This is a genomic window from Streptomyces sp. NBC_01006 (assembly GCF_045162725.1).
GTDB lineage: Bacteria > Actinomycetota > Actinomycetes > Streptomycetales > Streptomycetaceae > Streptomyces.
This window is the reverse complement of sequence record NZ_CP108700.1, coordinates 1,019,958-1,044,354: the sequence shown is the minus strand read 5'-3', so window position 1 is coordinate 1,044,354 and position 24,397 is coordinate 1,019,958. Positions and strand designations below refer to the sequence as shown.

The following is a 24,397-nucleotide window of genomic DNA, read 5'->3' as shown; positions in this document are numbered from 1 at the left end:
GTACGGCCCGTGCACCAGCCACCTCAGAACGTGCAGGCAGGGGTGCTTTTCAGCCACGCGGTGTCCGTGCGCAGCCGGCAGATCCCCGCCAGCCGGGCGTCGGCATCCGGGTTCCACAGCCGCACCGTTCCGTCGTTGCTGCTGCTGGCCACCGTCCGCCCGTCGGGGGAGAAGACCACGCCCCACACCGCGCTGGTGTGGCCCGTCAGGGCGGCCCACAGTCGCCGCCCGGCCACGTCCCACAGCCGCACCGTACGGTCGTTGCCGCTGCTGACCAGCCATTGCCCGTCGGGGGAGAAGGCGATCGCGCGGACGGAGCCGGTGTGGCCCGAGAGCACGGTTTCGGCCCCGGCTGCGGCCCCGGCTTCGGTCCCGGCCCCCAACCGCCGTGCGTCCCACAGCCGTACGGTGCCGTCGTTGCCGCTGCTCGCCAGTGTCCGCCCGTCCGGGCTGAACGCGACGGCCCGCACCGCGCCCGCGTGGCCGGTCAGCGTGGCCAGCGGCCGCCGCCCCGGCACGTCCCACAGACGTACGGTCAGATCGTCGCCGGCGCTCGCGAGCGTGCGGCCGTCCGGGCTGAACGCCACGTCGTTCGCGAAGTCCGTATGACCGGTGAGCGTGTCCAGGGCGGTACGGGAGGCCACGTCCCAGAGCCGGACCGTCCGGTCGGAACCGGCCGAGGCCAGCATCCGCCCGTCCGGGGAGAAGGCCACCGCGTACACGATCCCGCCGTGACCGGTGAGCGTGCCCAGCGCCGTACGGGAGGCCACGTCCCAGAGCCGGACCGTACCGTCGGAGCCCGCCGAGGCCAGCAGCCGGCCGTCCGGCGAGAAGGCGACCGAGAACACCGTCCCGGTGTGGCCCGCGAGCGTCCCGACCACCCGCCGCCCGGTCACCTCCCACAGCAGCACCGTGTGATCGGCGTCCGCGGTGGCCAGCAGCTTCCCGTCCGGGCTGTAGGCGGCATGCCAGATCTCGGTGAACGGGCGCGGGGTCAGCACCGCACCCCGCAGGTCCCAGAGCACCACCGACTGGTCGAAGGACGCGGTGGCCAGCAGCGCGCCGCCGGAGTCCACCGCCACCCCGAGCACGTAATCGGTGTGCCCGGCCAGCGTCGAGACCGGCCGGCCGCTGCGCACGTCCCACAGCCGGGTGGTGCCGTCGCCGCCCGCGCTGACGACCGTGGTGCCGTCCGGCGTGTACGCGACCGCGTTGATGTCGTCGTTGTGCCCCGTCAGCGCCATCGTCGTACGGCGTTCGGCCACGTCCCACAGCCGCAGCGTCCGGTCGACGCCCCCGGAGGCCACCGTCCGGCCGTCCGGCGCGAACGCCACCCCCAGCACCTCGGCGGTGTGCCCCGCGAGGACGGCGAGCTGACGGGCAGCCACCGGGTCCCACAGCCGTACGGTCTGGTCGGCGCCCGCCGACACCAGCGTCCGGCCGTCCGGCGCGTACGCCAGCGCGTTGACCCTCCCGGTGTGCCCGGCGAGTTCCGTCACGGCAGCCCCGCCACCCGCGGGATCGCACAGCCGGACCGTCCCGTCGGCGCCCGCGACGGCGAGCGTGTGCCCGTCGGGCGCGAAGGCCACGGCCCGGGCGTCCGCCGTCTGCACGGGGAGCACCGCGATGCCGTGCCCGTCCGTGTCCCACACCCGGACGGGCCCTTCCGTGGACGTCGCCGCGAGGGTCCGGCCGTCGGGCGCGAAGGCGATCGCGCGTACCCGGCCCGGCACGGTGAGGGTGACCGTCGTCCGCCGGTCCGCGACCCGCCGCAGCAGCACCTTCCCGTCGGAACCGGCGCTCGCCAGCAGCCGGCTCCCCGGGGCGAACGCCACCGCGTTGACCGGTCCGCCGTGCCCCCCGAGCCGGGTGAGGAACTGCTGGGACTGCGTGCTCAGCAGCGCGCCCCGCGACTCGGGGTTCGCCTCCGTGCGGTACGCCTCCTCCGCGAGCCGCATCGAGTCCTCGGGCCTACCGGCGGCGAGGGAGGTGGACCGGACGGCGAGGGCCTGCGAACGGGCGGTGCGCTCCTGGCCGAGCGCGCCCGCCCGCTGCTGGTACGCCACCGCCCCGGCGGTCAGGGCCAGGGCCAGCAGGACGACGAGCAGGGCCAGCATCCGCTGCCGGAGCCGGACCTGGCGCCTGGCCTGTGTCCGCCGCGCGTCCTCGGCGGCCCGGCTCGCGCGCAGGAAGTCCGCCTCCCGGGGGCCGAGCCGGCTCCTGCCGTCGAGTTCGTCGGCCCAGGCGCGGGCGGCCCCCAGCCTGCTCCCGCGGTACAGCACGGACGGATCGCGGCCCTCGCGCTCCCACTCCTCGGCGGCGTGGGCCAGCTGCCGGTGGACCAGGAGACCGTCCCGGTCCGCGTGGATCCAGCCGCGCAGCCGCGGCCAGGCGTGCAGCAGGGCCTCGTGGGTGATCTCGACGGTGTCGCTGTCCATCGTGATCAGCCGGGCCCGGACGAACGCGTCGAGGGCCGCTGCGGCCCGGTCCGCGTCGGCGAGCTGTTCCATCAGTTCGGTACGGGCCGTGCGCCGCCGTGTCGCCCCCGTACCGTCGGCGACATGGACCAGTGCCACCAGGATGCGGCGGATGGTCCGCTGCTCTTCCGGGTACAGGCGGGCGAACACGCTCTCGGCGGTGTGCGCGACCGCGCCGCGGATGCCGCCCGTCTCCTCGTACCCCGCGACCGTCAGGGTGGCCCCGGCGCGCCGCTGCCAGGTGGCCATCAGCGCGTGGGAGACCAGCGGCAACGCACCCGACGGCGTGTCGCCGGGCGCGGCCGCGACGGCGTCTGCGGCCGCCGCGGGCTCCTCCCGCAAGCCCGCGTCGCGCAGCAGCAGTTGGACCAGGCCCGGTTCGAGGGTGAGGCCGGCGAGCTCCGCCGGGCGGGTGATCGACTCGCGCAGCTCGGCCACGGACATGGGCGGGAGGACGAACAGCCCGTCGGTGCAGGCCGCGGCCAGTCCGGGCAGGTCCAGGCAGCTGCCGGTGAAGTCGGCCCGTACGCCGAGCACCACGACGGCCGGGTCGGGCGTCGCCGGCTCCGGCCCCGCCGTGGCCAGGGCGCACAGGACGCGGACGAAGCCCTGCCGCTCGTCCTCGTCGGAGCAGAGGGTGAAAAGTTCCTCGAACTGGTCGACGAGCAATACCGGCCGTACGGAGGGCGGCCGGCCCTCCCCGGACCCGTCCGGGGTCTCGGGCGCCAGTCCGCGGACGGCTTCGAGCAGCCGCCGCGGCCGGTCGCGCAGCTCCCGTACGGTGATGCCGAGATCGCCGCCGAGCACCTTCGCGGTGCGGTCCAGCAGCTCCTGGAGCGGGTGCGCGGTCGGGGTGAACCGTACGACCGGCCACCCGTCGGCGCCCGCCATCGGGAACCCGCCGGTGCGCCGCAGGGCCGGTACGAGACCCGCGCTGAGCAGGGACGACTTGCCGGCGCCCGACCGGGCGACGAGCACCAGCGGGCCGCTGCCGATCCGTTCGAAGACCCGCTCGACCAGGGCGGCGGTCACCCGCTCGCGGCCGAAGTACCAGTCGGCGTCGCGCGAGGTGAACGCGGCGAGGCCGCGGTAGGGGCATTCGCCCGCCGACTGCGACTGCGACTGCGACTGCGACTGCGACTGGCCGGCCGGCGCGGCGGCGCTACGGGGTTTGGGCACCTCGGCCTCCGGGAGCAGCTGGAGGAGGGTGCCCCCCGCCTCCAACACCCGGTCGCAGCGCGACGCGACGTCGTGGGTGACGCGCTTGGCACCTGTCTCGATCTTGCTCAGGTAGCCCTTGCTGTAGTGCGTACGACGGGCCAGATCGGCCAGCGACAGGCCGCGCTGCACCCGCAGCCGCCGCAACTGGGCGGGAAAGGCCGCGGCGGATCCGGCGGCTGCGGCCGCTTCGGGTGGATCGGGCTGGTGATCGATGTGGTGATCGGTGTCGCGTCCGCGGTCCGGGTCCCCCACGGCATCCCCCATGGCACAGCGCGCCCAGGTTGTGAGATGGAACGTCCCAGGCTACCGCGGGGGTCGGACGGCAGAACGCGCGTCGGGTCGGCGTGGCGGAAAACGCGCAGTACAGCAGCCTTCCGGGGCCGCCGGGGGAGCGGCGGACCCGGAAGGCCGCGAACAGGTGCCCGACTACGGGCGATTGAGGGTGATGGAGTTGATCGGCCCGAGATCGGCGTAGACGCCCGTGCCCTGGGCGATGGGGGATCCGCAGTTCTTGCCGTCGTAGCCGGTGCACAGGCTCGCGGTGGCCCCGCCGTACTGGTTGTTGAGGACCCAGTGGCGGCCGTACTGGTTGCTCAGGTTGTGGGCTCCGTAGCTGGTGAAGACGTGGCTCGGCTTGACGGCCGGGTTCTGGTCCTGCGGGTAGATGCAGACCGACCCGTACGGACAGCCGGCCCAGTCGTCGGCGGGCCTGGCGTCGGCCGGGCCGCTCAGTGCCACGACGGCCGCGGCGGCGGTGGCGAGTGCGGCGGCGCCGCGGATCATCTTGCGCATCATGTCCCCCTGTTGGGTTGCCTCGGTGTCGACGTCGGTGTCGACGTCCCGGCGTGCTGACGCCTTCAGCCTTGCCCGGCGGCCCGCGGGGGTCGACGGGTTTCCCGTCGCCCATCGCCGGGCCCGGCCGGGAAACCCGCCCTGACCTGCCCGGCCGCCGGACCGAGGGCAACCGTCACCGGCGGTCACCGGCCGGCTCCCGTCCGGCGCCGTGATGTCGTCCTCCCCGATGGCGGGCAGAATTGAGGGGGCAGCCCGTGCCCGCCGCGCGGGCGCCGGTCAGCCACGAGCGCGGCGAGACGCGCGCAGAAGGGGGCCTGCCGATGCCATCGGACCGGCTGGGGGGCGCGGATGGCCCCGGCCCGATCCGGTCCGAACCGGGGTCCTTGCTGGAACACGTGGTGGTGGCGGTCTTCGGCATCGACGGCGAGGACCGGGTCTGCTACTGGGGCCCCGGAGCGCAGAACCTCTTCGGCCACGAGGCCGGGTCGGTACTGACCCGGCCCGCCGCCGTCCTCTTCCCCGAGCCGGCCCCCGGCGACGGCCCGGGCACGGCCGCGCACCTCGCGGAGCGCGCCCGTGCCCTCGGCTACTGGCGCGTACGGCTGCCCGCGCTCCACCGGGACGGCTCGGTGTTCGACTGCGGCTTCCGGGTCTTCCCGATGACCGCGGCCTCCGGCGACTCCGTGGTCATCGGGCTGGCCAGCCGGGGCGACGAGCTGGACCGGGTCAAGACGAACCTGTCCTTCCTCGACGCCCTCTTCGAGACCTGCCCGATCGGCCTGGTCATGCTGGACGAGGAGCTGCGCTACGTCCACCTCAACCAGGCCCTGGCCGACATGGACGGGATCCCGCTCGACGCGCACCTGGGCCGCCGGATGGCGGACATCATGATCACCTCGGACGGCGGGGAGTACCAGCGCATGCTGCGGTCCGTGGCGGAGGAGGGCCGTACCGTGATCGGCACCCTCGTGGGCCTGCGCACACCGGGCCACCCGGACCGCGACCAGGTGCGCTCCGTCAGCTTCTTCCCGCTCAGCGGCGCGGGCGACACCCGGCGCGGACTGGGCGGACTGCTGCTGGACGTCACCGACCGCGAGCAGGCCATCCTGGAGGCGACGGCCGCCCGCCGGCGCCTGGCCCTGCTCGACCGGGCGGCGGCGGGCATCGGCACCACCCTGGACCTGAACACCACCGCGCGCGAGCTGGTCGGCGCGGTCGTCCCGGAGTTCTGCGACGCCTCCGTCGTCGAACTCGTGGAGTGGATGGACGAGAACGAGGCCTTCGACCCGGCGCTGCCCGTGACCACCCGCCGGATCGCCTCCGGCACCACCCTCCCCGAGCCCGCCGTCGAACTCGTCGGCGGCCTGGAGGAGGTCACGTACCCGCCGGGCTCCCACATCCACCAGATGCTGGGAACGGGCCGCCCGCTCTGCTTCACGGTCGACGAGGACTTCGCCACCCGGACCGTGGTGCACCGGGAACGCGCGCAGCTGCTGCTGGACAGCGGGCTGACCTGCATCCTCATGGCACCGCTCATCGCGCGCGGCACGGTGCAGGGCATCGCCATGTTCGGCCGCTCCGCCGCCCGCCCGGCCTTCGCGGAGGAGGATCTCGGCCTCGCCGGCGAACTGGCCTCGCGGGCAGCGCTGTGCCTGGACAACGCCCGGCTGTACGGCAAGGTCCGGGACATCGCGCTCACCCTCCAGCGGGCCCTGCTGCCCAGCGCCCCCGCGGCGGGCCCGTACGTGGACATCAGCCACCGCTACCTGCCCGGCAGCCGCGGCACCGAGGTCGGCGGCGACTGGTACGACGCGATCACCCTGCCCGACGACCGGGTGGCCCTCGTCGTCGGCGACGTGATGGGACACGGAGTACCGGCCGCCGCGGCCATGGGCCGGCTGCGGATCACCGCGAAGACGATCGCCCGGCACACCGCCGAGCCCGCCGCCCTGATCGAGGAACTCGACGCCTGCGCGCAGGAGGCCGGCATCGAGTGGGCGACCTTCCTGTACCTCCTGTACGACCCCCACACCGGCCGCGCCCGCATCGCCAACGCCGGCCACCCGCCGCCCCTGATACGGCACCGGGACGGGACCGTGCACGCCATCGGCGACGTGCTCGGGGTCCCGCTCGGGGTGGGCGGCGTACCGTACCGGTCGATCGAGGTCGAGATTCCCGAGGGCGCCACCGTGGCCCTCTACACCGACGGCCTCGTCGAGGCCCGAGGCCAGGACATCGACACCGGCATCGACGCGCTGCGCGATCAACTGCGCGCCCCGCTGGGCTCGTTGGAGGAGGGGGTCGACCGGATCCTCGCCAACCTGCTGCCCGACACGGCGACCGACGACACGGTCCTGGTCCTCGCCCGCATCAGCGCGGTCCCCGGACGCACGCCGGGTACGGGAACCGGATCACCGCGCCGGGCGTCGTCGTAGCGTGCGACGTGGGACGGAGAGCCGATCGGGAGCAGGGCGCGTGGACGAGCAGGGGGCGGGGCGCGGCCCCGGGCGCCGGCCCGGGCGCCGGCCCGGGCCGTGGTCGTGGCGCGGCCGGGGGCGCGTCCTCGCGGGGGCCGCGGCCCTCGTCGCCTGCCTGCTGGTCTTCCACGGCGCGGTGCCCGATGCGCTGCCGGGCCGTCCCGGCAGCCTGCTCGAAACGTTTCTTCCCTGGCTCGGACTGGCCGTCCCGGTCCTCGCGGCCCTGGCGCTGCTGCGCCGTTCGTCCGTGGCCGCTCCCGCGGCGCTGCTGCCCGCCGCCGCCTGGCTCGCCCTCTTCGGCGGCCACCTGCTCCCCGGCGACGACCGGGCACCCGATCTCCTCGCCGTCCAGCACAACGTCAGCGACGAGAACCCGGATCCGGCGGGCACCGCCCGCGCCCTGGCCGGCACCGGCGCCGATCTCCTCGCGCTGGAGGAACTGACGCCCGCCGCCGAGCCGGCGTACGCGGCGGTGCTGGCGCCGCAGTACCCGTACCACGCGGTGGCGGGCACGGTCGGACTCTGGTCGAAGCACCCGCTGGCGGACGTGCGGCCGGTGGACATCAGGCCGGCCGGCCTCGGGGAGGACTGGAACCGCGGACTGCGCGCCACCGCCCGCACACCGCGGGGCGAAGTCGCCGTGTACGTGGCGCACCTGCCCTCCGTACGCCTGAGCCCGACGCACGGCTTCGGCTCCGTACGCCGCGACGAGAGCGCCGCACTGCTCGGCGCCGCGATCGCCGCCGAGCCGGCGCAACCGCTCATCCTGCTCGGGGACCTCAACAGCACCGTGGACGACCGCGGGCTGGACCCGGTCACCTCGCGCATGGACCCGCCGAGCCGGGACTTCGCGTTCAGCTGGCCCGCTTCGCTGCCGCTGGCCCGGATCGACCAGGTCATGACGCGCTCGGCGACCGTCACGAGGATCCGGTCGCTGTCGGCGACGGGCAGCGACCACCTGCCCGTCGCCGCTCACATCACGTGGCGCGCTCCTGGACGAGGTCGGTGAAGCGCCGCAGCCCGTCCTCGCTGTGGCCCAGGAAGAGGTTCGGCTCCACGAGTTCCAGTTCCATCAGGACCGGCGTCCCGTCGTCCGCCGTCGCGATGTCGACCCGCGCGTACAGCAGCGCTCGCGCCCCCGGTGCGGCCGCCAGCGCGGCCTCGGCCAGGGCCAGTTCGGCCGCGGAGGGCCGGTGCGGCACCAGATCCGGATGCGGCACGCGGTCGTTGTCGATGCCCCCGAGGTCGGTCAGCACCGGCCCCTTGCGCATCGCATGGCTGAAGGCGCCGCCGAGGAAGACGAGCGCCCGTTCGCCCTCGTCGATCCGGGTCAGGTACGGCTGCACCATCGCGGTCGATCCGGCCGCGTGGAGTGCCGCGACGTGCCCGGCGGCCGCCTCGTGGTGGTGCTGCGCGTACCGACCGGTGTCGCGGGCGCCTGCCGAAACGGTCGGCTTGACGACGAACTGGCCGTCCCCGGGCAGGACGACGGCCTCGCCGGGGGCGATGAACCGGGTGGGCACGACGGGGACCCCGCGGCCGGCGAGCTCCCCGAGGTACCGCTTGTCGGTGTTCCAGCGCACCAGCGCGGCCGGATTGTCGAGCCGCGTCGCGCCCTGCACCGCGTCGGCCCAGGCCAGGTACTCCGGCCACCGCGCGGCGTAGTCCCAGGTGGACCGTACGACCACGGCCGCGCACCGCGACCAGTCGAAGTCCGGGGCGTCCCAGGCCGCCGCCACGGCGTCGACCCCGCGGGCGCGCAGCGCATCGAGCATCAGCGGCAGGTCGGAGTCCCAGGCCAGGCCCGGCTCCGAGGTGGCCAGGGCGACCCGTGTGGTGACGGCCATCAGCAACTCCCCTTCTTCTCGACGCGCAGCAGCACGCCCCGCTCGTCCCGTACGTAGACGCGGTCGCGGTTCTTGGCCAGCTTCCGCTCCACCTCGGACTCCAGGTCGATGCCGTTCATCTCGGCGAGCGCCGCGAGGTACAGGAACACGTCCGCGAGCTCCTCGCCGAAGTCGGGCAGTTTCCTGCGCCAGGCGGTGAAGGCCTCCCCGACCTCGGCCGTCAGCAGCCCGAACTCCAGTGGCACGTCTGTGGTGTTGAAGCCCTTCGCGAGCTTGTTGTCCCAGGCGAGCTGCTGGGCCGAGCGGATGTCCACCGGTTCCTCCGGGCGTGCGTACGATCGCTTGCTGCCCCGGCAGCCTAACGACCCGCGGACCCCCCGGCAGGGGCAGGGGCAGGGGCCAGGCCGTCGGCGACCAGGCCCGCGAGGACCGCCTCGCCCAGCGCGTGCACCGCGGACTGCGGGCGGACCATCACGGTGAACTCCTTGATCCGGCCGTCCTCGGCGAAGTGGACCAGGTCGATGCCGTGGATCGCCTTGCCGTTCACCGTCGCCCGGAACAGCAGGACCTCCGAGGGGGCCACGGAGCCGTCGGCGCTGGTCTCGGCGCTGCCGGTGTATTGGCCGACGTAGCGGAAGTCCTCGAAGGTGCGCAGCAGCACCCCGAAGAGCCCCAGCACCATCGGCCGGCCCTCGAACGGCGTGAACTTCACGGGGCTGTAGAGGCGCACGTCCTCGGTGAACAGGCCCTCCAGTGCGGCGAGGTCACGGCTGTCGACGGCGGCGCGGAAGCGGTCTGCTGCGGTCACGGCTTCTCCCTGAGGGTCATCTACTCATCAATGTGATTAGTCAGTTTCTTGAGTATCATGCGAGAGGCGTCCGTGCACAGGGGCGACCCCGGAAACAGAGGCGAGAAGGAGGCGATCCGATGGCTTTGCGCCACGCCGTACTGGCGGCGCTGCTGGACGAGGAGCTGAGCGGGTACCAATTGGCGAAGGCCTTCGACCTCGGCGTCGCGAACTTCTGGCACGCGCTCCCGCAGCAGCTCTACGCCGAGCTGGCCCGGCTGGAGCAGGACGGGCTGATCACGGGCCGGGAAGTGGTCCAGGACACCCGGCCCAACAAGCGCCTGTTCACCGTCACCGACGCCGGGCTCGCCGAGCTGGAGCAGTTCACCGCATCCGCCACCAAGCCCTCCTCCATGCGCGACGACCTCATCGTCAAGGTCCAGGCCGCCGACCACGTGGACCCGGCGACGCTCATCGCGCAGCTCGCCGAGCGCGCCGCCGTCGCCCGGGCCAAGGTCGAGCTGTTCGGCGGTCTGCTGCTCAAGATGCGCCGCGACCGCTCCGAGGAGGACTTCCTGCGGTACGGCGAGCGCATCGGCCCGTACCTGACCTGCCTGCGCGGTCTCGCCTTCGAGCAGGGCAACCGCGACTGGTGCGAGCGTACGATCGCGGTCCTGCGGGAGCGGGAGGCGGCCCGTGCCGCGCGCTGAGCAGCCGTACGTACGGTACGTGGCCCTCGGCGACAGCCAGACCGAGGGACTCGGGGACGGCGACGACACCATTGGCCTGCGGGGTCTGGCCGACCGGCTCGCCGAGCACCTCGCGCTCCACAACCCCGGTGTCCGGTACGCCAACCTGGCCGTCCGCGGCCGGCTCGCCGGGCAGGTGCGCGCCGAGCAGCTCGCCCCCGCGCTCGCCCTGTGCCCCGACCTGGCCACCGTGGTCGCCGGGGTGAACGACGTGCTGCGGCCGCGGTTCGACGCGGACGAGGTCGCCGGCCACCTGGAGGCGATGTTCGCCGCGCTCACCGCCCAGGGCGCGCACGTCATGACGCTGACCTTCCCGGACCTCGGGCGGATCACCCCGCTCGCCCGCCCGCTGGCCCCGCGCGTGAGCGCCCTGAACGACCGGATCCGCACGGCCGCCGGGCGCCACGGGGTGGTCGTCGTCGAGACGGGACACCACCCCGTGGTCACCGACCCCCGGCTGTGGAGCGCGGACCGGCTGCACGCCGGCCCGCTCGGCCACGAGCGGATCGCCGCCTCGCTCGCGGACGCCCTCGGCCTGCCGGGCAGCGACGATTCGTGGACGCACCCGCTGCCCCCGGACGGGACTCCCCGGCCCACCCTCGCCGCCGAACTGCGCTGGGCCGCCGCGTTCCTGGGCCCCTGGCTGGGCCGGCGCCTGCGCGGCCGCTCCTCCGGGGACGCCCGTACGGCCAAGCGCCCGGAGCTCCTCCCGGTGCGTCCGTGAGCGCCGCCGTTCCCTTACCCGGGACGCCTCCTAGCGGGGAGTGCCGTCGTCGGCCTTGAACGGGCTGCCGTGGCCGGGCACGATCAGGTCCGCCGCGGCCAGTACGCGCACTCGGGAGGCGCGGTGCACCTCGCGGTCCGGGGCCACCGGGTCCTCCGCGGGACCGTCCGCGTGCCACCACAGGTCCCCGGCGAAGGCGACCACGCCGGTGTCTGTGCCGGCGAGCAGGGTGATGTCCTCGGCGCTGTGGCCGGGGGTACGGATCAGGCGCAGGGACGGGGTGAGTTCGTAGCCCTCCGCGTCACGGTTCGTCCACTGGTCGCCCTGGTACTCCACCTTGTGGTCGTGCACCCGGGCACGACCGAAGAGGCCCACGTTCATCGTGTTGTCCGGGTGGTGGTGGCTGAGCACCACGTCGGTGATGTCGTCGGGGCCGAGGCCCAGTTCCGCGAGCGGGACGAGGATGTCCTCGTGGCTCGCGACCATGCCCGGGTCGAAGATCACGTGTCGTCCCGCGTCGTGGACGTAGGAGACGGTGGCGGCGACTCCGGGGCCGGTGGAGCCCACGTAGCCGGTGGTCAGGACCTTGTATGCGGCGCTGCGGCCGAGCGGTGCGTCTGTCATGGCCCCAATCCTTGTGGGAGCGGCGGGAGTTCACGAGTGGCACTCATGCCTCTGATCGCAGGATTCGTGCCAGCCGTGTGCCAGACTGCGCGCGTGCCTCCTTTCAAGACCGTCGCCGCGTACGCCCCTCCCGGCGTCGGCATGCTCGCCGCCGGCATCGTCTGCGAGGTGTTCGGCCCCCACGGAGCCGCGCTGCCCGGCTTCGACTTCGCCCTGTGCGCCGACCGGCCCGGACCGGTGGCCACGGACTGCGGTGTGCCGCTGTCCGTCGCGCACGGCCTGGACCGGCTCGCCGAAGCCGATCTGCTGCTCGTCCTGCCCGGCGCGGACTTCCGTACCCCGCCCGCTCCCGCGGTACTCGACGCACTCAGGGCCGGACACGGGCGCGGGGCCGTCGTCGCTGCCCATTGCGTGGGCACGTTCGCGCTCGCCGCGGCCGGACTCCTCGACGGCCGGCGGGCGACCACCCACTGGCGGTTCGCGGAACTCCTCGCCGGCCGCCACCCGCGGGTCACGGTGGAGCCCGACGCCCTCTACATCGACGAAGGCGACATCGTCACGGGCGCGGGAGCCGCGGCCGGCTTCGACCTGTGCCTGCACCTGCTGCGGCGGGAACACGGTGCGGCACTGGCCAACGGCATCGCCCGGGACATGGTGCTGCCCGCGCACCGCGACGGCGGCCAAGCCCAGTACCTCGCCGCACCCGTCCCCGAGAACGGACAGGACGAGCGGCTCGCGGCCGTCCTCGGCTGGGCCCGCGCACACCTCCACGAGCCGCTGCCCGTCACGGAACTGGCCCGCCGCGCGATGATGAGCAAACGGTCCTTCGCCCGCCGCTTCACCGCCGCCACCGGCACCACCCCGCACGCCTGGCTGCGGAGCCTGCGCCTGAGCAGAGCCGAGGAACTCCTGGAGGCCACCGACCTCCCCGTCGAGGAGATCGCCCGCCAGGTCGGCTACGGCAGCGCCGCGGTACTGCGCGAACAGTTCGTACGCCGCCGCGGAATCCCACCCCGCGCCTACCGCAGCGCCTTCACCCGCACCACGTAGGAACGGGACGGGCCCCCACCCGGGACGTGCGGCCCCGGGCGGCAGCACGGGCCGGAATTCGGCAACAGGAACGGCTCCCGCCGGTCCTTGGGCACCACCACCGCGCCGTCGAACATCGCTTGCCTCCAGTCCCCGCTCCGCAGCGCGGCCGAGGTCCGGCACGCGAACAGCCATCCGCGGGCCGGCTCGTCCGCCGCGTCGGGCGACACCAGCTCGACGGGCTCCCCGTACGTGCGGCGCAGCCACCCCTAGGCCTTGTGCCGGGCGGCCTCCAGGTCGTCGGCCCGCTCCGCGCCACCGGGGCGCACCCGCGCGAAGACCAGTTCCAGCAGCCCGGCCCTGTCCAGGCGGGCCAGTCCGCCGGTCATCCCGTCGAAGAACACCACGGATCCGCCGTTGTTGTGCGCGTACAGCAGATGGCCGCTGACCTCCGCCCCGCCCAGGGCCCGCCGCACCCAGACCACGCCCTGGGTGTCCGGACCGGTCTGCTCCGCGCGCTCGATGACTTCGTCCCAGCTTTCGCAGCGCAGCTGTTCGGCGCCGGGGAAGTAGCGCCGCAGCAGCAGCTCCCACCATCCCGGAGCCTCGTGCGCCGGCTGCCACGGCAACGGGCAGGAGGGCGTCCCGCCGATCGCCGCCGCCATGGTGACCACGCATCCGCGCGCGTTCAGGCGCCGCGCCTGAGCCTCGGGGTCGCGCTCCACGGGGTCCTGCGTGTAGGCCGCGGCGTCCCGCCACGGATCGTCGGCCGCCGGATGGAAGGGCGTTCCGAGGTCCTTGGGCACGACCAGCGAAGCGGTCAGCATCGGCGTCCGCGGATACCCCGGCTGCTTGGTGGTCCGACAGGCGAACAGCCAGGTCCCGGCGTCCTCGGCCACGGGCTCGATCGCGACCAGCTCCACCAGGCCGCGATAGGTGGTCAGAAGCCACTGCAGGGCCGTCTGTCACGGTTCGGCCTTCACCGTCCTGGCCAGGGCGGCGCTCGCCCAGCCGCCGTGCCGTACGTAGGCGAAGTACTCGTCCAGGGGCAGGTGCGACGGCGGGAACCGCACGGCGGAGCCGTCCTTGGGCACGAGCACCACGCTCGTCAGCGCAGCGGCCGGCGAACCCGCCGCCCCGGGGCCCGGCCGTGCTTCGTAACGGATGATCCAGGCGAGCGGGTCCTCTCCGGACAGCTCCGGCTGCAAGACGATCGTCCGGGGTTCGTGGGCGTACGCCCCTTCGAGATGCGTCCGCGCCGCTTCCAGGGCCTCGTTCAACGTGAGCATTGCTGTGTCCTGACGGGGTTGGCGGTAGGGGACATGGGCGATCTCGCTGATGTCGTACGTCTCCGGTTCGGCCGGCGTCCCGGTCCGGCCGTCCAAGAAGACCACTCCGTGCGGTCCTGAGGGGTTGCGGCCGGTCAGGGCCGGGGTGCGCCCGCTGCCGCGAGGCGGTGGCGCTGGAGCCCCCGCGCGTAGAAGAGGTGTGCGATCGCCTCGGCGGCCAGGAGCAGGACGACCAGCCAGGGGGCGAGGTGTCCGGCGCCCCAGACGACCAGCAAGGGGATGCCGATGCCCGGAACGGCCCAGACGGCGACGCTTGCCGGCGGGCGGCCGTAGCGCAGCGCGATGGCGGCGTGGGCCGCGTGGTACATGGCCAGGCCGCCGGCCAGGACCCACACCGCGCCGGTCGGCAGACGGGCGTGGTCGGCCTCTTCGACGGCGGTGGCCAGCCCGGCCGCCATGCACAGGACGCCCGCGGTCACGAAGAAGTGCAGGAAGCCACCTACGTCGCGGGCGAGCAGATAGGCCTGGCGGTCGTCGGCCCTGGCGAGCATCAGCTCGGCAGAGGTCGAGCCGAAGTCGAAGTACGACCACCAGAGCGCGGCGAGGAGCACGAAGCCGAGGACGCCGACGACCCCGGCCCGCAGGGTCCACGTGTGGTCGGCGGAGGTCACCAGCGCGATGACGGACTCGCCGAGCACGATGATGACGAAGAGGCCGACCCGCTCGACGATGTGCCCGGTGTCCAGCCGGGCGGGCAGCCCGCGGCCGCGCGCGCTGAGCAGCAGCGCCATCTCGGCGGCGATGAGCACCGCCCACATGACGTACTGCCAGGGCGCGGGCACCGCGGCGGAGCCGGCCCAGAGCAGGCCCGAGGCCAGGCAGTAGCTCAGCGGGCGCCAGCGCGGGACGCGCAGGGGTTCGGGGTACTTGGTGGCCGGCCACCACAGCCCGAGCAGCACCAGACGGGTGCCGGCGTACCCGAGGGCGTAGACGGAGCCGCGGTCGGTGTCGGCCTCGGGCACGGCGCAGGCCATGACGGCGATGCAGAGCATGGCGGACAGCATGAGCAGCCGGCGGCGGGGGCTGTTGTCGACGAAGAGGTTCGCCGAGACCATCAGGTTGATCCACAGCCACCACGGCGGGAAGTAGAGCCCCAGGAACACGGCGAAGTCGCGCAGGCTCGGATCGCCGTGCAGTTGGTGGGCGAGCTGGGAGGCGAGTGCGACGAAGACGAGGTCGAGGAAGAGTTCGAGCCAGTCGGCGTGCCGCCCCTCCTCCGGGTGACCGGCGTTGTCCGCCTCCGCGCCCGACTGGGGTGTGCTCATGCGTCCGCCCGGGTCCGTTCCGCCGCCCTCGCGGCCTGCTTCCCCGTATGACATCACGGTATGACTAGTCGAGGGCGTGCGACGCGGCACGGGCCTCCAGGGGGTGCCGGCGTCCGGCGGCGGAAGCGAGCAGCACGGCGGTGGAGACGAGACATACGACGAGGCAGGAGATGGTGAGCGACAGGGACACCGCCGGAGTGCCCACCGAGAGGGCGGAGGTCGCCAGCAGGGCGGCGACCATGCCCGTGGCGTTGATCAGGTTGAGCCGGCGGCTCGCGTAGGTGTGCAGAACCTCGGCGCTGCCGGAGGGATGCTGACGCCGGGTCTGGATCTGTTCCAGGAGGCTGGCCATGACCACGGCGATGGGGATCACACCGGACCACTCGGCGTACTCCACGAAGAGCTCCAGGATCGTCGCGGCCAGGCAGACGAGCAGGCAGAGCAGGTTGACCCAGGTGACGCGGCGGACGTCCTTGCGGCGCGGTACGTAGTACAGCCGGAGCGTGGTGCGTCCGACCCGATGGGCGGGCTCGCCGGAGGGCCCGTCGACCTCCGCGGAGTCCCCGAAGCGGACGACGAACTGCTCCGGGAGCCCTTGCGGGCCCTCGTCCTCCCAGTCGGACGGGGCGACGACCGGTTCGACGGCCCACCGCGGGTCGGACATCCCGATGCCGGCCAGTTCGACCCCTTCGGGCGTGGGGACGGCCAGCTGGTTGCGGGCTTCCGTCGGCAGGCAGAGGTCCAGCTCCGCCGATACGCCGAGCAGCCCGTGGCGACGCAGGACGCACTTGCCGTCGTAGCCGTAGTGCAGCCGCGGGGAGGTGCCGTACGCGGTGTCCAACTCGGCGACCAGCGGGAGGTAGCGGGTGGCCGCGCGGATCCGCGCGCCCAACTCGCCGCCCGTGACCTCCATCGCCGTCTCCAGCAGCGTCGCGACGGCCTCGTGCTGGCGGCTCTGCACGGCGGAGCTGAGGGCGGCGGAGATCTCCCGGTGCGAGGCGCGCACCTCGATGCCGCGACCGCGATCGCGGCCGCGTCCGCCGTCGCCGTCGCCGTCGCCGGTACGGTCAGGGCCGGTGTCGCCGTCGTCCCCGCTGTCGTCCGCGAGCCAGTACGAGACCGCGTTCGCGATGTACGACTGCACCTCGACCTGCTTCAGCGAGGAAACCACTCCGCCGTTCGCGTCGCGGATGTCGAGCTTGTCCAGCGTCTCGCCGTAGTTCCAGGGGAAGATGTCGATCACCGCGCGGGTGTTCTGGATACCGGAGGCGTGCAGCGTCGAGGTGACCGAGTGGTGCGCCTTGCGCCGGCCGATCACCTCGACCATGTGGTCGCGGCGCATGACGGTGTGCGGGAAGTGCGCGAACTCCTCCGCGACGGACAGGCTCGCGGACACCTCAGGCATGCCCCGCCGCTCCCAGCCCCGCCCGGCCTCCAGCGCCAGCGCCGCCGTCAGGGTCGGGGCGGGGGCCTGGCGTTCGCTGTAGTACGTGACCAGGTCGCGGGCGAGCCGGCCGATCCGCGCGGCGGCCAGGTCCCGCGGGGGCCGGGAACCGGCCAGCAGCCCGTCCAGCCGTACGATCGCCCGGCCGTCGACCTCCGTCTGGGTGGCCAGGATCAGCGAGACGGACCGTACGATCTCCGCCAGCAGGGTCAGCTCGCGGGTGTCCGCCCCCGACTTGAGCGCCGCGGCCGCCGCGCGGCTCGCCGCCTCCGGATGGCCTGCGAGCAGGGCCGTGTGGGAGACGGCCGCCAGCCGGTTGAGGGCCCGGTCCGGATTGGAACAGGCCAGGTGGCGGACCTGCTCGACGTACCAGCCGATCCTGTCGGTGTTGAACGGGTCGAGCGGCTGGTAGTAGTACGCGGCGGCCAGCCGGTGCGCGCGTCTGAGCGTCGCGTCCTCCTCCACGCCGAGCCGGTCGAGGAGGTCCTTGCGCAGCAGGGGCCGCAGCCGGAACTCCTCGGTCGCCGCCATCGGGCGGGGTTCGATCACGGGCAGCCGCACCAGCGGCGCGCTGTCGGCCGGGACCCCGAGCGCATCGGCGGTGTACTCGACGATGTCCGGATCGAACCAGTCGTACACGCAGAGGTGTTCGAGCAGCGAGCGCCGGGCGGGCGGCAGCGCGGAGAACGTGCCGCGGATGCGGCGCAGGACGAGGTCCGTGTCCAGAGGTCAGCCCTCCCGGGTGAAGTGGGACAGGAACTCCGAGATCGCCGAAGGCAGCCCGTCCAGTCTGCTGCACAACTCCTCGGCGGACCCCTTGAGCTCTTCGATGCCGACCAGGTCGATCCACTCCTGGACGGTCGCGGCGTCGAACGGAGGCAGGATCAGGTTGCGGACGGCGCCGGCGTAGGGGTGCGAGAGGCTGGGGACGCTCCGCCCGGCGAGGAAGACGGTGATGCGGCGGGTGGCCAGCAGGTCCGGCAGGAAGCTGGTGCTGATCCAGCTCTGCAGCGGGGGCTCGCAGCGGTCGAAGCCGTCCAGGACCACGATCGGGCCGGAGCCGGAGCCGGAGCCGGAGCCGGAGCCGGTCGCCGACTCGGCCAGGCGCGCGACGAGTTCGTCGCTCATGGCCGAGTTCTGGGTCTCGCGGTCGGCGTTGACGCTCAGGGCGATGTCGAGGTGCGAACGGTCCATCGACATCCCGTGGAAGTTCACCGTCGGCACCTCACCGTAGCGCTGCTTGAGCGCGCGGAAGGAGTCCATGCGGATGCCCTGCCCGGATGCCTGCCGGTATATGTGGTTCAGTACGTCGAACGCCGCCCAGGTGGTGGCGAGGTCGACGTGGCAGACCGTGCTGTCACCGTGCCGCCGGTGAAGCTCGATGAGCAGAGCGGTCTTGCCGATTCCCTCGTCGCCCTCGAAGAAGAGAGCCCGGTGCGAGGCGCCGTCGCTGATCACGCGGGCGGCGTCCGCCAGTTCCCGCGCGCGGTCTACGTGCACGCTTTCTTCCCCCCGGAAGTCCCCTGAGCGCTGCCGACCGGATCAGCTGCTGGGCTGCCCGCCGCCGCTGCCAGGTCCCGTCCCCGTCCCCGTTCCCGGCCCCGTTCCGGTGTCGGGCTCGGGGTCGCCGTCCTTGCGCACGACGATCCAGCTGTCCTCCACCTTGGTGTCCACGAGCCCGACCTTCGCGCCCTTGACCGTGCTGACCAGGGACTTCAGGATCTTGGAGCGCTTCGTGTGCACGTCCTGCTGGCCCGGGTCCGGCTCCGGGACGGCCTCGACGGCGACGCCCCACAGCCGCACCCGCAGCTTCTTGATCCGGTGCCGCATGGACCACAGGACGAGGCCCAGCACCAGCACGACGACCACGGCCACGGCGGCCTGCTGCCAGTTCTCGATGGCCACGCCTACCCCCCCTCGGTTGGCTTGATAGCGCCGAATGATGGCACGGGGCGGACCGCTCGATTCCGAGCACCGATGGATTCAAGCCATGTGCGGATGCGTCGACAGAGCCGCGTCGACCGCGGCTTCGGCGTGGATCCGCGCGGTGGGGAAGACGGGTACGGGGCTGTCCCCGGCGCCGATGAGCAGCTCGATCTCGGTGCAGCCGAGGATGATCCCCTGGGCGCCGCCGGCCACGAGCTCCTCGATGACGTGCTGGTAGGCGGCGCGCGACTCCTCGCGGACGATGCCCAGGCACAGCTCGTCGTAGATCACCCGGTGCACGAGCGCGCGCCCCTCGGCGTCCGGGACGCACACCTCCAGCCCGCTCGCGGAGAGTCGGCCCCGGTAGAACTCCTGCTCCATCGTGAACGCGGTGCCCAACAGGCCGACGCGCGTCAGCCCCGCCGCCTTCACGGCGCCGGCGGTGGCATCGGCGAGGTGCAGCAGCGGCACCGAGATGCCGGCCTGGACCCGGTCGGCGACCTTGTGCATGGTGTTGGTGCAGATGAGGACGAGATCCGCACCGGCCGCTTCCAGCCGCTGGGCGGCCGCCGCCAACACCTCGCCGGCCTCGGCCCACCGCCCCTCGGTCTGGAGCTGCTCGATCTCCGCGAAGTCCACGGAGTACAGCACGCAGCGGGCCGAATGCAGCCCCCCGAGCCGGTCGCGGGTGAGCTCGTTCAGCAGCCGGTAGTACTGGGCGGTCGACTCCCAGCTCATTCCTCCGAGCAGTCCGATCGTCTTCATAAGCGTGGAAGGTATCAGACGGAATTTGTATAAGTATTGCTTTGATTTGCTCGTACGGCGGCCCGGGGTGTGTTGACCCCGGGCCGCCGCTGAGTGACTGCTGTCATCCGCCGTGGGGCGGATCCGTCGGACGCGTCAGTTCTGCTGCTCCAGGAACTGCACGCGGTCGCGGGTCCACTGCCCGGCGGGCGCCGACCAGCCACCCACCGAGTCGTTCAGCTTGCCGTCCGCCTTGGTCGTCCAGGTGTACGCCTTGACGCTGCCGTCGTCGTAGCCGTAGAAGGCGCCGAAGTCGTCGCGTCCGTCACCGTTGTAGTCGCCGGTGACCACCTTCATGTTGGGCCGGTGGATGTGACCGGCCGCCACGCTCCACGCCTCGTAGGTCGAGGCGAAGGTGCCGTTCGCGCTGCTCGGGAAGACGTTGACGCTGTCGTGGCCGTCCGCATGGTCGTACCAGGCCGCGAGGTCGTCGCGCCCGTCGCCGTTGAAGTCGCCCGCGTGCAGCGACGTACGGGACCAGTCCGCCGGTGCGGTGGTCGAGCTCCACGAGGAGAGGGGAGTGAACTTGGCGTCCGCGGTGGCGCTGAACGTCCAGATCTTCTGGCTGCCGTCCGAGTAGCCGTAGAGGGCGGCGAGATCGTCCCGGCCGTCGCCGTTGAAGTCACCGGTGACGGCCTTGGAGCGGGACTGGTCCCAGCTGTTGTACCCGTGCCAGTAGGCGACCGGCTGGTTGAACGCGCCGTGGACCGTGCTGGTGAAGGTCCAGAGGGTGTCGTCCCCGTCGAAGGCGTCGTACCAGACGGCCACGTCGTCGCGGCCGTCGCCGTTGAAGTCGCCGCTGTACGGCGTCATCCGGCTGAACGTCCACTCGCCGGGCGAGACGCTCCAGGACTTGAACGGGTCGTTGAAGGAGCCGTCGCCCTTGCCGGTCCAGGTGTACAGGGTCACGACGCCGTCGGAATAGCCGTAGACCGCCGCGGCGTCGCCGATCCCGTCACCGTTGAAGTCGCCGGTGACGCGCTTCATGTTGGGCGCGTAGTAGTTCCCCGCCGCGACCGCCCAGGCGCCCTTCGGCGTCTGGAACGTGCCGTCGGACGTCGGCGCGAACGTGTGCATTCCGTCGCTGCCGTCGCCGAAGTCGTACCAGTCGGCCATGTCGCTGCGGCCGTCCTTGGTGTAGTCGTGGCGGATCGAGCTGCCACTGGACCACAGGGACTGGCTCCGTGCGTTGAAGACCATCAGGTCACCGCTGTCCGCGAGGAGCGCGTAGCCCTCGGGCGCGTTGGTCTTCGACTCCCAGAGCACGCTCGCGCCGTCGGCCTTGTAGACCACCAGGTTGCCGTCGCCGCGCATCGTGGCCGTGGCCCCCGCGTTGCCGGCGGTCTTGGAGGACCACAGGGCCTGGCCCGCGCGCGAGGTGACGACGAGGTTGCCGTCGCTCTGCATCGTCAGCTTCGCCGCATTCGACAACAGCGACTGGCCCGAGGCCAGTACCGTGCCCGCCGGGATGCGGGAGCCGCCGGTGATGCCGTCGATGGTGAAGGGAGGGGCGAAGGACACGTTGTCCGCCGCGGGCGTCTTTCCGGGCCAGCCGACCACGGTGTTGTCGCTCTTGCGCGCCCACAGGTCGGTGAAGGCGTCACCCGTGACGTCGCCCACCGAGCCCACGGTCGGAAACGCGGCAGCGGTCACTCCACTGCCGATCTTCACACGGCCGGCGGTGTCCCCCCAGGTGGTCGGGTCCACATAGCCGTCGGGGCCCTTCTTGCCGTACGACCGGAACACGTCTCCGTTCGCGTCATCACGCAGCCAGAGGTCGGGGATGTTGTCGCCGTTGAGGTCGCCCGGAGCGATGACGGTGAACTTGTCCCAGTCGCCGTTGCCGACGAGTACGGGCTGGCCGTTGCTGTCGAGGGTCCCGAAGACGCTCGCGTAGTAGGCCCAGAGCTGCTTGCCCTGCTTGACCAGGAGGTCGGGCTGGCCGTCGCCGTTGAGGTCGCCGGGGGCGATGATCTGTTCGGCGTTGTACCAGTGGTCGTCCCCGTTCCAGTCGTCGCCGTAGTCGCAGCCCATGCCGGGGTCCTTGACCGGGCAGGCGACGGTGAGCTCGACGGGGTTGCTGACGGCAGTGCCCTGCCCGTTGTTGGCGTAGGTCCAGAGCTTCTTGGCGGTCATACCGGAGGGCTGCTGGAGGGCGACGAGGTCGTTGTACCCGTCACCGTCCCAGTCGCCCTGGGAGGCGATCTGGGCGCCGGTGAAGCTCATCCCGCCGTTGGTCGCGGCGGAGAACTTGCCGTTGCCCTGCCCCGCGTAGGTGAGGAGGGTGCCGTTGGAGTCGATGGTCCAGATGTCGCGGTTTCCGTCGCCGTTGAGGTCGCCGGGACCGTCCTGGAGCGAGGAGCGGGACGCGTAGTAGAGGTAGCTGGCGGTGTCCGAGCGGTTGCCGGCCGAGTCCACGGTGTAGGCGTAGACGAACCGGGGACCGTATCCGGGCGGCGTGATGGAAGCGTTCGTGCCGGGCGCGATCGTGCGCACGCTGGGCTCGGAGTCGGTCCAGTACACGATCTCCTTCGCGTCGGTGACGCCGTTGGCGTTGAAGGTGAAGGTGCCGGGGGTGCGGGCCTTGCCGGTGGTGGCGGGCCAGCCGTTCCTGCCGTCGGGGAACTGGGTGGAGCTGATGACCGGGGGCTTGCTGGGCCGGTTGCGGTCGACGGAGAACTTGCAGCTCTGCGACCACGCGGAGGTGGCGTTGTCCTGGTCGGTGGTGCGCACGCGCCAGGTGTAGTCGCCGCCCGGGAGTTTGTCGTCGGGGACGCTCCAGGTGGTGACCTTGCCGTTGTTGGCGGGCAGGGTCTGGGTGGCTGTCGGGGTGCTCTGGCCGGTCTTGAAGACCTGGTACTCGGCGCTCAGGTTGCCGGCGTCACGGTCGGAGAAGGTGGCGTGGAGCCCGACGCGGGTGTTGCCGATCGCACCGCCGTTGGTGCAGGAGGTGGAGGGGGACGTACCGAGCGCGGAGGGGGCGTCCGGCGGGTTGTTGTACTCGGTCTCCAGGGTGATCGTCTTCGGGTCGAAGCGCTTCCACTGGTACACGTCGCTCTCGTTCGACGCGTAGAGGCCCAGGGTGATCGAAGACCAGCCCTTGGTCGCGGCTTCCTTGACGAGGTCATCCGCCTTGAACTCGAGGTTGCCCGCTCCGCATTCGGCGCGGCCCTTGGCCGCCGCGACGGTGTCGAGCCTGCGGCCCTTGCCGGGCTGGTTGTTCCAGGTCGTCTTCGGCGAGATCGCCCCCGTGCTCCACAACTCGACCGGAGTCGCCGTGCACGACCAGGACCAGGTCTCGCGGATACGGAACGTCGACTTGCCGACTTGCACCCCCTTGAGGTTGGAGGTGTCGAGCTGGAAGAAGGAGCGGGAGAGCCCGTTCGTCTCGCTCTCGTAGCCGACGCGGACGTCCTGCTTGGTGTTCCAGTAGGAGTTGTTGGGCCAGCTGCGGTAGGCCCAGGCCCAGTTCTGGCGTTCGCCCCAGGCGACGGAGGGGTCGATGTAGACGGGGTACTTGGTTGCCGTGCCGGTCAGGAGGGCCTGGTCGGGTTTGATCTCCAGGTTTCCGCCGGTCACGGTGGTGGGCATCTGGGCGTCCTTGGCCCCTGAGGGCGGCACGAACGCGTCGGCGGGTGCGGGTTCGCTCTCACCGGAACCGGCGGCGGCGAGCATGCGGGGGGCGGCGGTCTTGGACTTCAGGAGTGAGGTGCCGCCGCCGCCGGTGGTGGTGGAGTCCCACATCATGGGGGTGGAGGCGGTGAAGACGCTCTGTCCGGCGGGGTTGACCGCGTTGATGAGGCCGGTCGTCGCGTCGGTGGAGACGTTCAGGCCGACGGTGTCGAGCTTGAACTTGAGTGTCGCGAGGTCGGGGTGCTGGGCCGCGGCGGGGGTCTTGACGACCAGGAGCTGGGAGAAGCCCTCGACTTCGGCCTTCAGCTGGAGGTCCACGTCGGGCAGGACGTTGGCGTAGGTGGCGACGTTCCCGGCGAGGGTGGGCTTGGGCAGTGCCCTGGGCCAGGTCAGGGAGAGGGTCCGGCCGTCGCGGACGCCGCTGAGCAGTGCGCCGGTTCCGCCGCCGGAGAAGGTGACGGAGACCGCGGATGCCTTGGGGGTGACCCGTCCGTCGGGAGCGAACTGCAAGGTGGGGTCGGTCGGGACCCACACGCCTGCGCGCAGGACGCGCACGGTCGTGCCGTGCCGGTTGACCGACCACTTGCCCGTGGGCAGGGCCCACGTGTCGGAGGACTCGGTCCGGGCAGAGGTCAGCTCGTAGGGCTGGCCGGTCTCCTTGGCCTTGGCGAGAGCGAAGTCCTTCGCGCTCATCGAGCCGTCGGCGACGGGATCGGACACGGCCGCGGAAGCGGTCTGCGAGGGGTACAGGACACTCAAACCGGAAGCGACTATTCCGGTGACCAGAGCCACGGAAACAAGCCGCGAAATACTGCGCCCGTCAGGTCTCCTGGCGGGGGTGATTCTTATCGACACGCAAACTCCTGGTGGCAGATATTCGAGGGAACTCTACTCGGATATCGACGCCACCACTGCTCTGACCTGCGGTTTTTATGTCCCGCTTACCCGAAGTGACCGGTATCTTCTGCAAGATCCAACATGAAGTGGGGTGGACCCGATGCTTCCGCCGCCGATGCCCGGGTGTTCCGGGCGCCGGCGGCGGAAGGTCGTGGCTCAGTGGTTGATCACCCCCAACTGTCAGGACTCCGCGGAGCCCTCGCGCATGACGTTTTGGAAGGCCGTCATGCACGGCATGCAGTGGTGGTCTGTTTCGGCGTTGCCTCCCGGCTGGAGGGGGCGGCCGCACAGGGTGGCCCGGCGATCACGGGCGACGACGTGCCATACGAGGCCAGGCCCTGTGGCCGCC

General features: G+C 72.3%; 20 protein-coding genes. 5 read left to right on the top strand and 15 right to left on the bottom strand.

What is annotated here, in order from left to right; translation table 11 throughout:
* Window positions 1-23: 23 nt before the first annotated feature.
* Window positions 24-3,950, bottom strand: coding sequence for a helix-turn-helix domain-containing protein (locus OG509_RS04680; RefSeq protein ID WP_406180356.1), 3,927 nt, complete (start codon window positions 3,948-3,950; stop codon window positions 24-26).
* Window positions 3,951-4,124: 174 nt separating this feature from the next.
* Window positions 4,125-4,493 (bottom strand): hypothetical protein, encoded by a 369-nt coding sequence (locus OG509_RS04675; protein ID WP_406180354.1) that lies wholly within the window; start codon window positions 4,491-4,493, stop codon window positions 4,125-4,127.
* A 383-nt stretch (window positions 4,494-4,876) separates the two neighbouring features.
* Between OG509_RS04675 and OG509_RS04670 the strand changes: the two genes are divergently transcribed.
* Together OG509_RS04670 and OG509_RS04665 are read left to right on the top strand one after the other, a co-directional pair.
* Entirely contained in the window at window positions 4,877-6,928 is a 2,052-nt protein-coding gene (locus OG509_RS04670; protein WP_406180352.1) for a SpoIIE family protein phosphatase, read from the top strand.
* Between the two features lie 40 nt (window positions 6,929-6,968).
* Complete coding sequence (locus OG509_RS04665; protein WP_406180350.1) at window positions 6,969-7,979, top strand: endonuclease/exonuclease/phosphatase family protein; 1,011 nt, start codon at window positions 6,969-6,971, stop codon at window positions 7,977-7,979.
* Here the strand turns inward: OG509_RS04665 and OG509_RS04660 are convergent.
* From OG509_RS04660 to OG509_RS04650, 3 genes are read right to left on the bottom strand one after another with little or no spacing between them, the layout of a single operon-like run.
* Complete coding sequence (locus OG509_RS04660) at window positions 7,948-8,817, bottom strand: RimK family alpha-L-glutamate ligase (protein ID WP_406180348.1); 870 nt, start codon at window positions 8,815-8,817, stop codon at window positions 7,948-7,950. The genes OG509_RS04665 and OG509_RS04660 overlap by 32 nt on opposite strands.
* Window positions 8,817-9,131 (bottom strand): MazG-like family protein, encoded by a 315-nt coding sequence (locus OG509_RS04655; protein WP_406180346.1) that lies wholly within the window; start codon window positions 9,129-9,131, stop codon window positions 8,817-8,819. The genes OG509_RS04660 and OG509_RS04655 overlap by 1 nt, the downstream gene beginning before the upstream one ends.
* A 44-nt stretch (window positions 9,132-9,175) precedes the next feature.
* Window positions 9,176-9,625 carry a nuclear transport factor 2 family protein gene (locus tag OG509_RS04650; RefSeq protein WP_406180344.1) on the bottom strand — a complete coding sequence of 150 codons (450 nt, stop codon included), beginning with the start codon at window positions 9,623-9,625 and terminating at the stop codon, window positions 9,176-9,178.
* Between the two features lie 119 nt (window positions 9,626-9,744).
* Here OG509_RS04650 and OG509_RS04645 point away from each other — a divergent pair, with 119 nt between their 5' ends.
* Window positions 9,745-10,314: a PadR family transcriptional regulator gene (locus tag OG509_RS04645; RefSeq protein ID WP_406180342.1), complete on the top strand. Its 570-nt coding sequence runs from the start codon at window positions 9,745-9,747 to the stop codon at window positions 10,312-10,314.
* Window positions 10,301-11,077, top strand: a complete 777-nt coding sequence (locus tag OG509_RS04640; RefSeq protein ID WP_406180340.1) for an SGNH/GDSL hydrolase family protein — start codon at window positions 10,301-10,303, stop codon at window positions 11,075-11,077. The genes OG509_RS04645 and OG509_RS04640 overlap by 14 nt, the downstream gene beginning before the upstream one ends.
* Window positions 11,078-11,107: 30 nt before the next feature.
* Here OG509_RS04640 and OG509_RS04635 read toward each other — a convergent pair whose 3' ends face one another.
* Window positions 11,108-11,701 (bottom strand): MBL fold metallo-hydrolase, encoded by a 594-nt coding sequence (locus OG509_RS04635; protein WP_406180338.1) that lies wholly within the window; start codon window positions 11,699-11,701, stop codon window positions 11,108-11,110.
* A gap of 141 nt (window positions 11,702-11,842) precedes the next feature.
* Here OG509_RS04635 and OG509_RS04630 point away from each other — a divergent pair, with 141 nt between their 5' ends.
* Window positions 11,843-12,751, top strand: coding sequence for a GlxA family transcriptional regulator (locus OG509_RS04630; protein WP_406187462.1), 909 nt, complete (start codon window positions 11,843-11,845; stop codon window positions 12,749-12,751).
* Here the strand turns inward: OG509_RS04630 and OG509_RS04625 are convergent.
* The 9 genes from OG509_RS04625 to OG509_RS04585 all read right to left on the bottom strand — a co-directional run bounded on the left by OG509_RS04625 (window position 12,721) and on the right by OG509_RS04585 (window position 23,910).
* Window positions 12,721-12,960 carry a YrhB domain-containing protein gene (locus tag OG509_RS04625; RefSeq protein WP_406180337.1) on the bottom strand — a complete coding sequence of 80 codons (240 nt, stop codon included), beginning with the start codon at window positions 12,958-12,960 and terminating at the stop codon, window positions 12,721-12,723. The two genes, OG509_RS04630 and OG509_RS04625, sit on opposite strands and share 31 nt — an antisense overlap.
* Before the next feature lie 39 nt (window positions 12,961-12,999).
* Complete coding sequence (locus OG509_RS04620) at window positions 13,000-13,653, bottom strand: toxin glutamine deamidase domain-containing protein (RefSeq protein ID WP_406180335.1); 654 nt, start codon at window positions 13,651-13,653, stop codon at window positions 13,000-13,002.
* A 42-nt stretch (window positions 13,654-13,695) separates the two neighbouring features.
* Window positions 13,696-14,115: a hypothetical protein gene (locus OG509_RS04615; protein ID WP_406180333.1), complete on the bottom strand. Its 420-nt coding sequence runs from the start codon at window positions 14,113-14,115 to the stop codon at window positions 13,696-13,698.
* 38 nt (window positions 14,116-14,153) lie between these two features.
* Window positions 14,154-15,344, bottom strand: coding sequence for a low temperature requirement protein A (locus OG509_RS04610; protein ID WP_406180331.1), 1,191 nt, complete (start codon window positions 15,342-15,344; stop codon window positions 14,154-14,156).
* A 64-nt stretch (window positions 15,345-15,408) separates the two neighbouring features.
* Window positions 15,409-17,427 carry a hypothetical protein gene (locus OG509_RS04605; RefSeq protein WP_406180330.1) on the bottom strand — a complete coding sequence of 673 codons (2,019 nt, stop codon included), beginning with the start codon at window positions 17,425-17,427 and terminating at the stop codon, window positions 15,409-15,411.
* Window positions 17,428-17,517: 90 nt separating this feature from the next.
* Window positions 17,518-18,288 carry a hypothetical protein gene (locus tag OG509_RS04600; RefSeq protein ID WP_406180328.1) on the bottom strand — a complete coding sequence of 257 codons (771 nt, stop codon included), beginning with the start codon at window positions 18,286-18,288 and terminating at the stop codon, window positions 17,518-17,520.
* 42 nt (window positions 18,289-18,330) lie between these two features.
* Entirely contained in the window at window positions 18,331-18,693 is a 363-nt protein-coding gene (locus tag OG509_RS04595; RefSeq protein ID WP_406180326.1) for a hypothetical protein, read from the bottom strand.
* A gap of 78 nt (window positions 18,694-18,771) precedes the next feature.
* A complete protein-coding gene (locus OG509_RS04590; protein ID WP_406180325.1) occupies window positions 18,772-19,479 on the bottom strand; it encodes an aspartate/glutamate racemase family protein in 708 nt (235 codons plus the stop codon).
* A 135-nt stretch (window positions 19,480-19,614) separates the two neighbouring features.
* Window positions 19,615-23,910 (bottom strand): FG-GAP-like repeat-containing protein, encoded by a 4,296-nt coding sequence (locus OG509_RS04585; protein ID WP_406180324.1) that lies wholly within the window; start codon window positions 23,908-23,910, stop codon window positions 19,615-19,617.
* Between the last annotated feature and the right edge of the window lie 487 nt (window positions 23,911-24,397).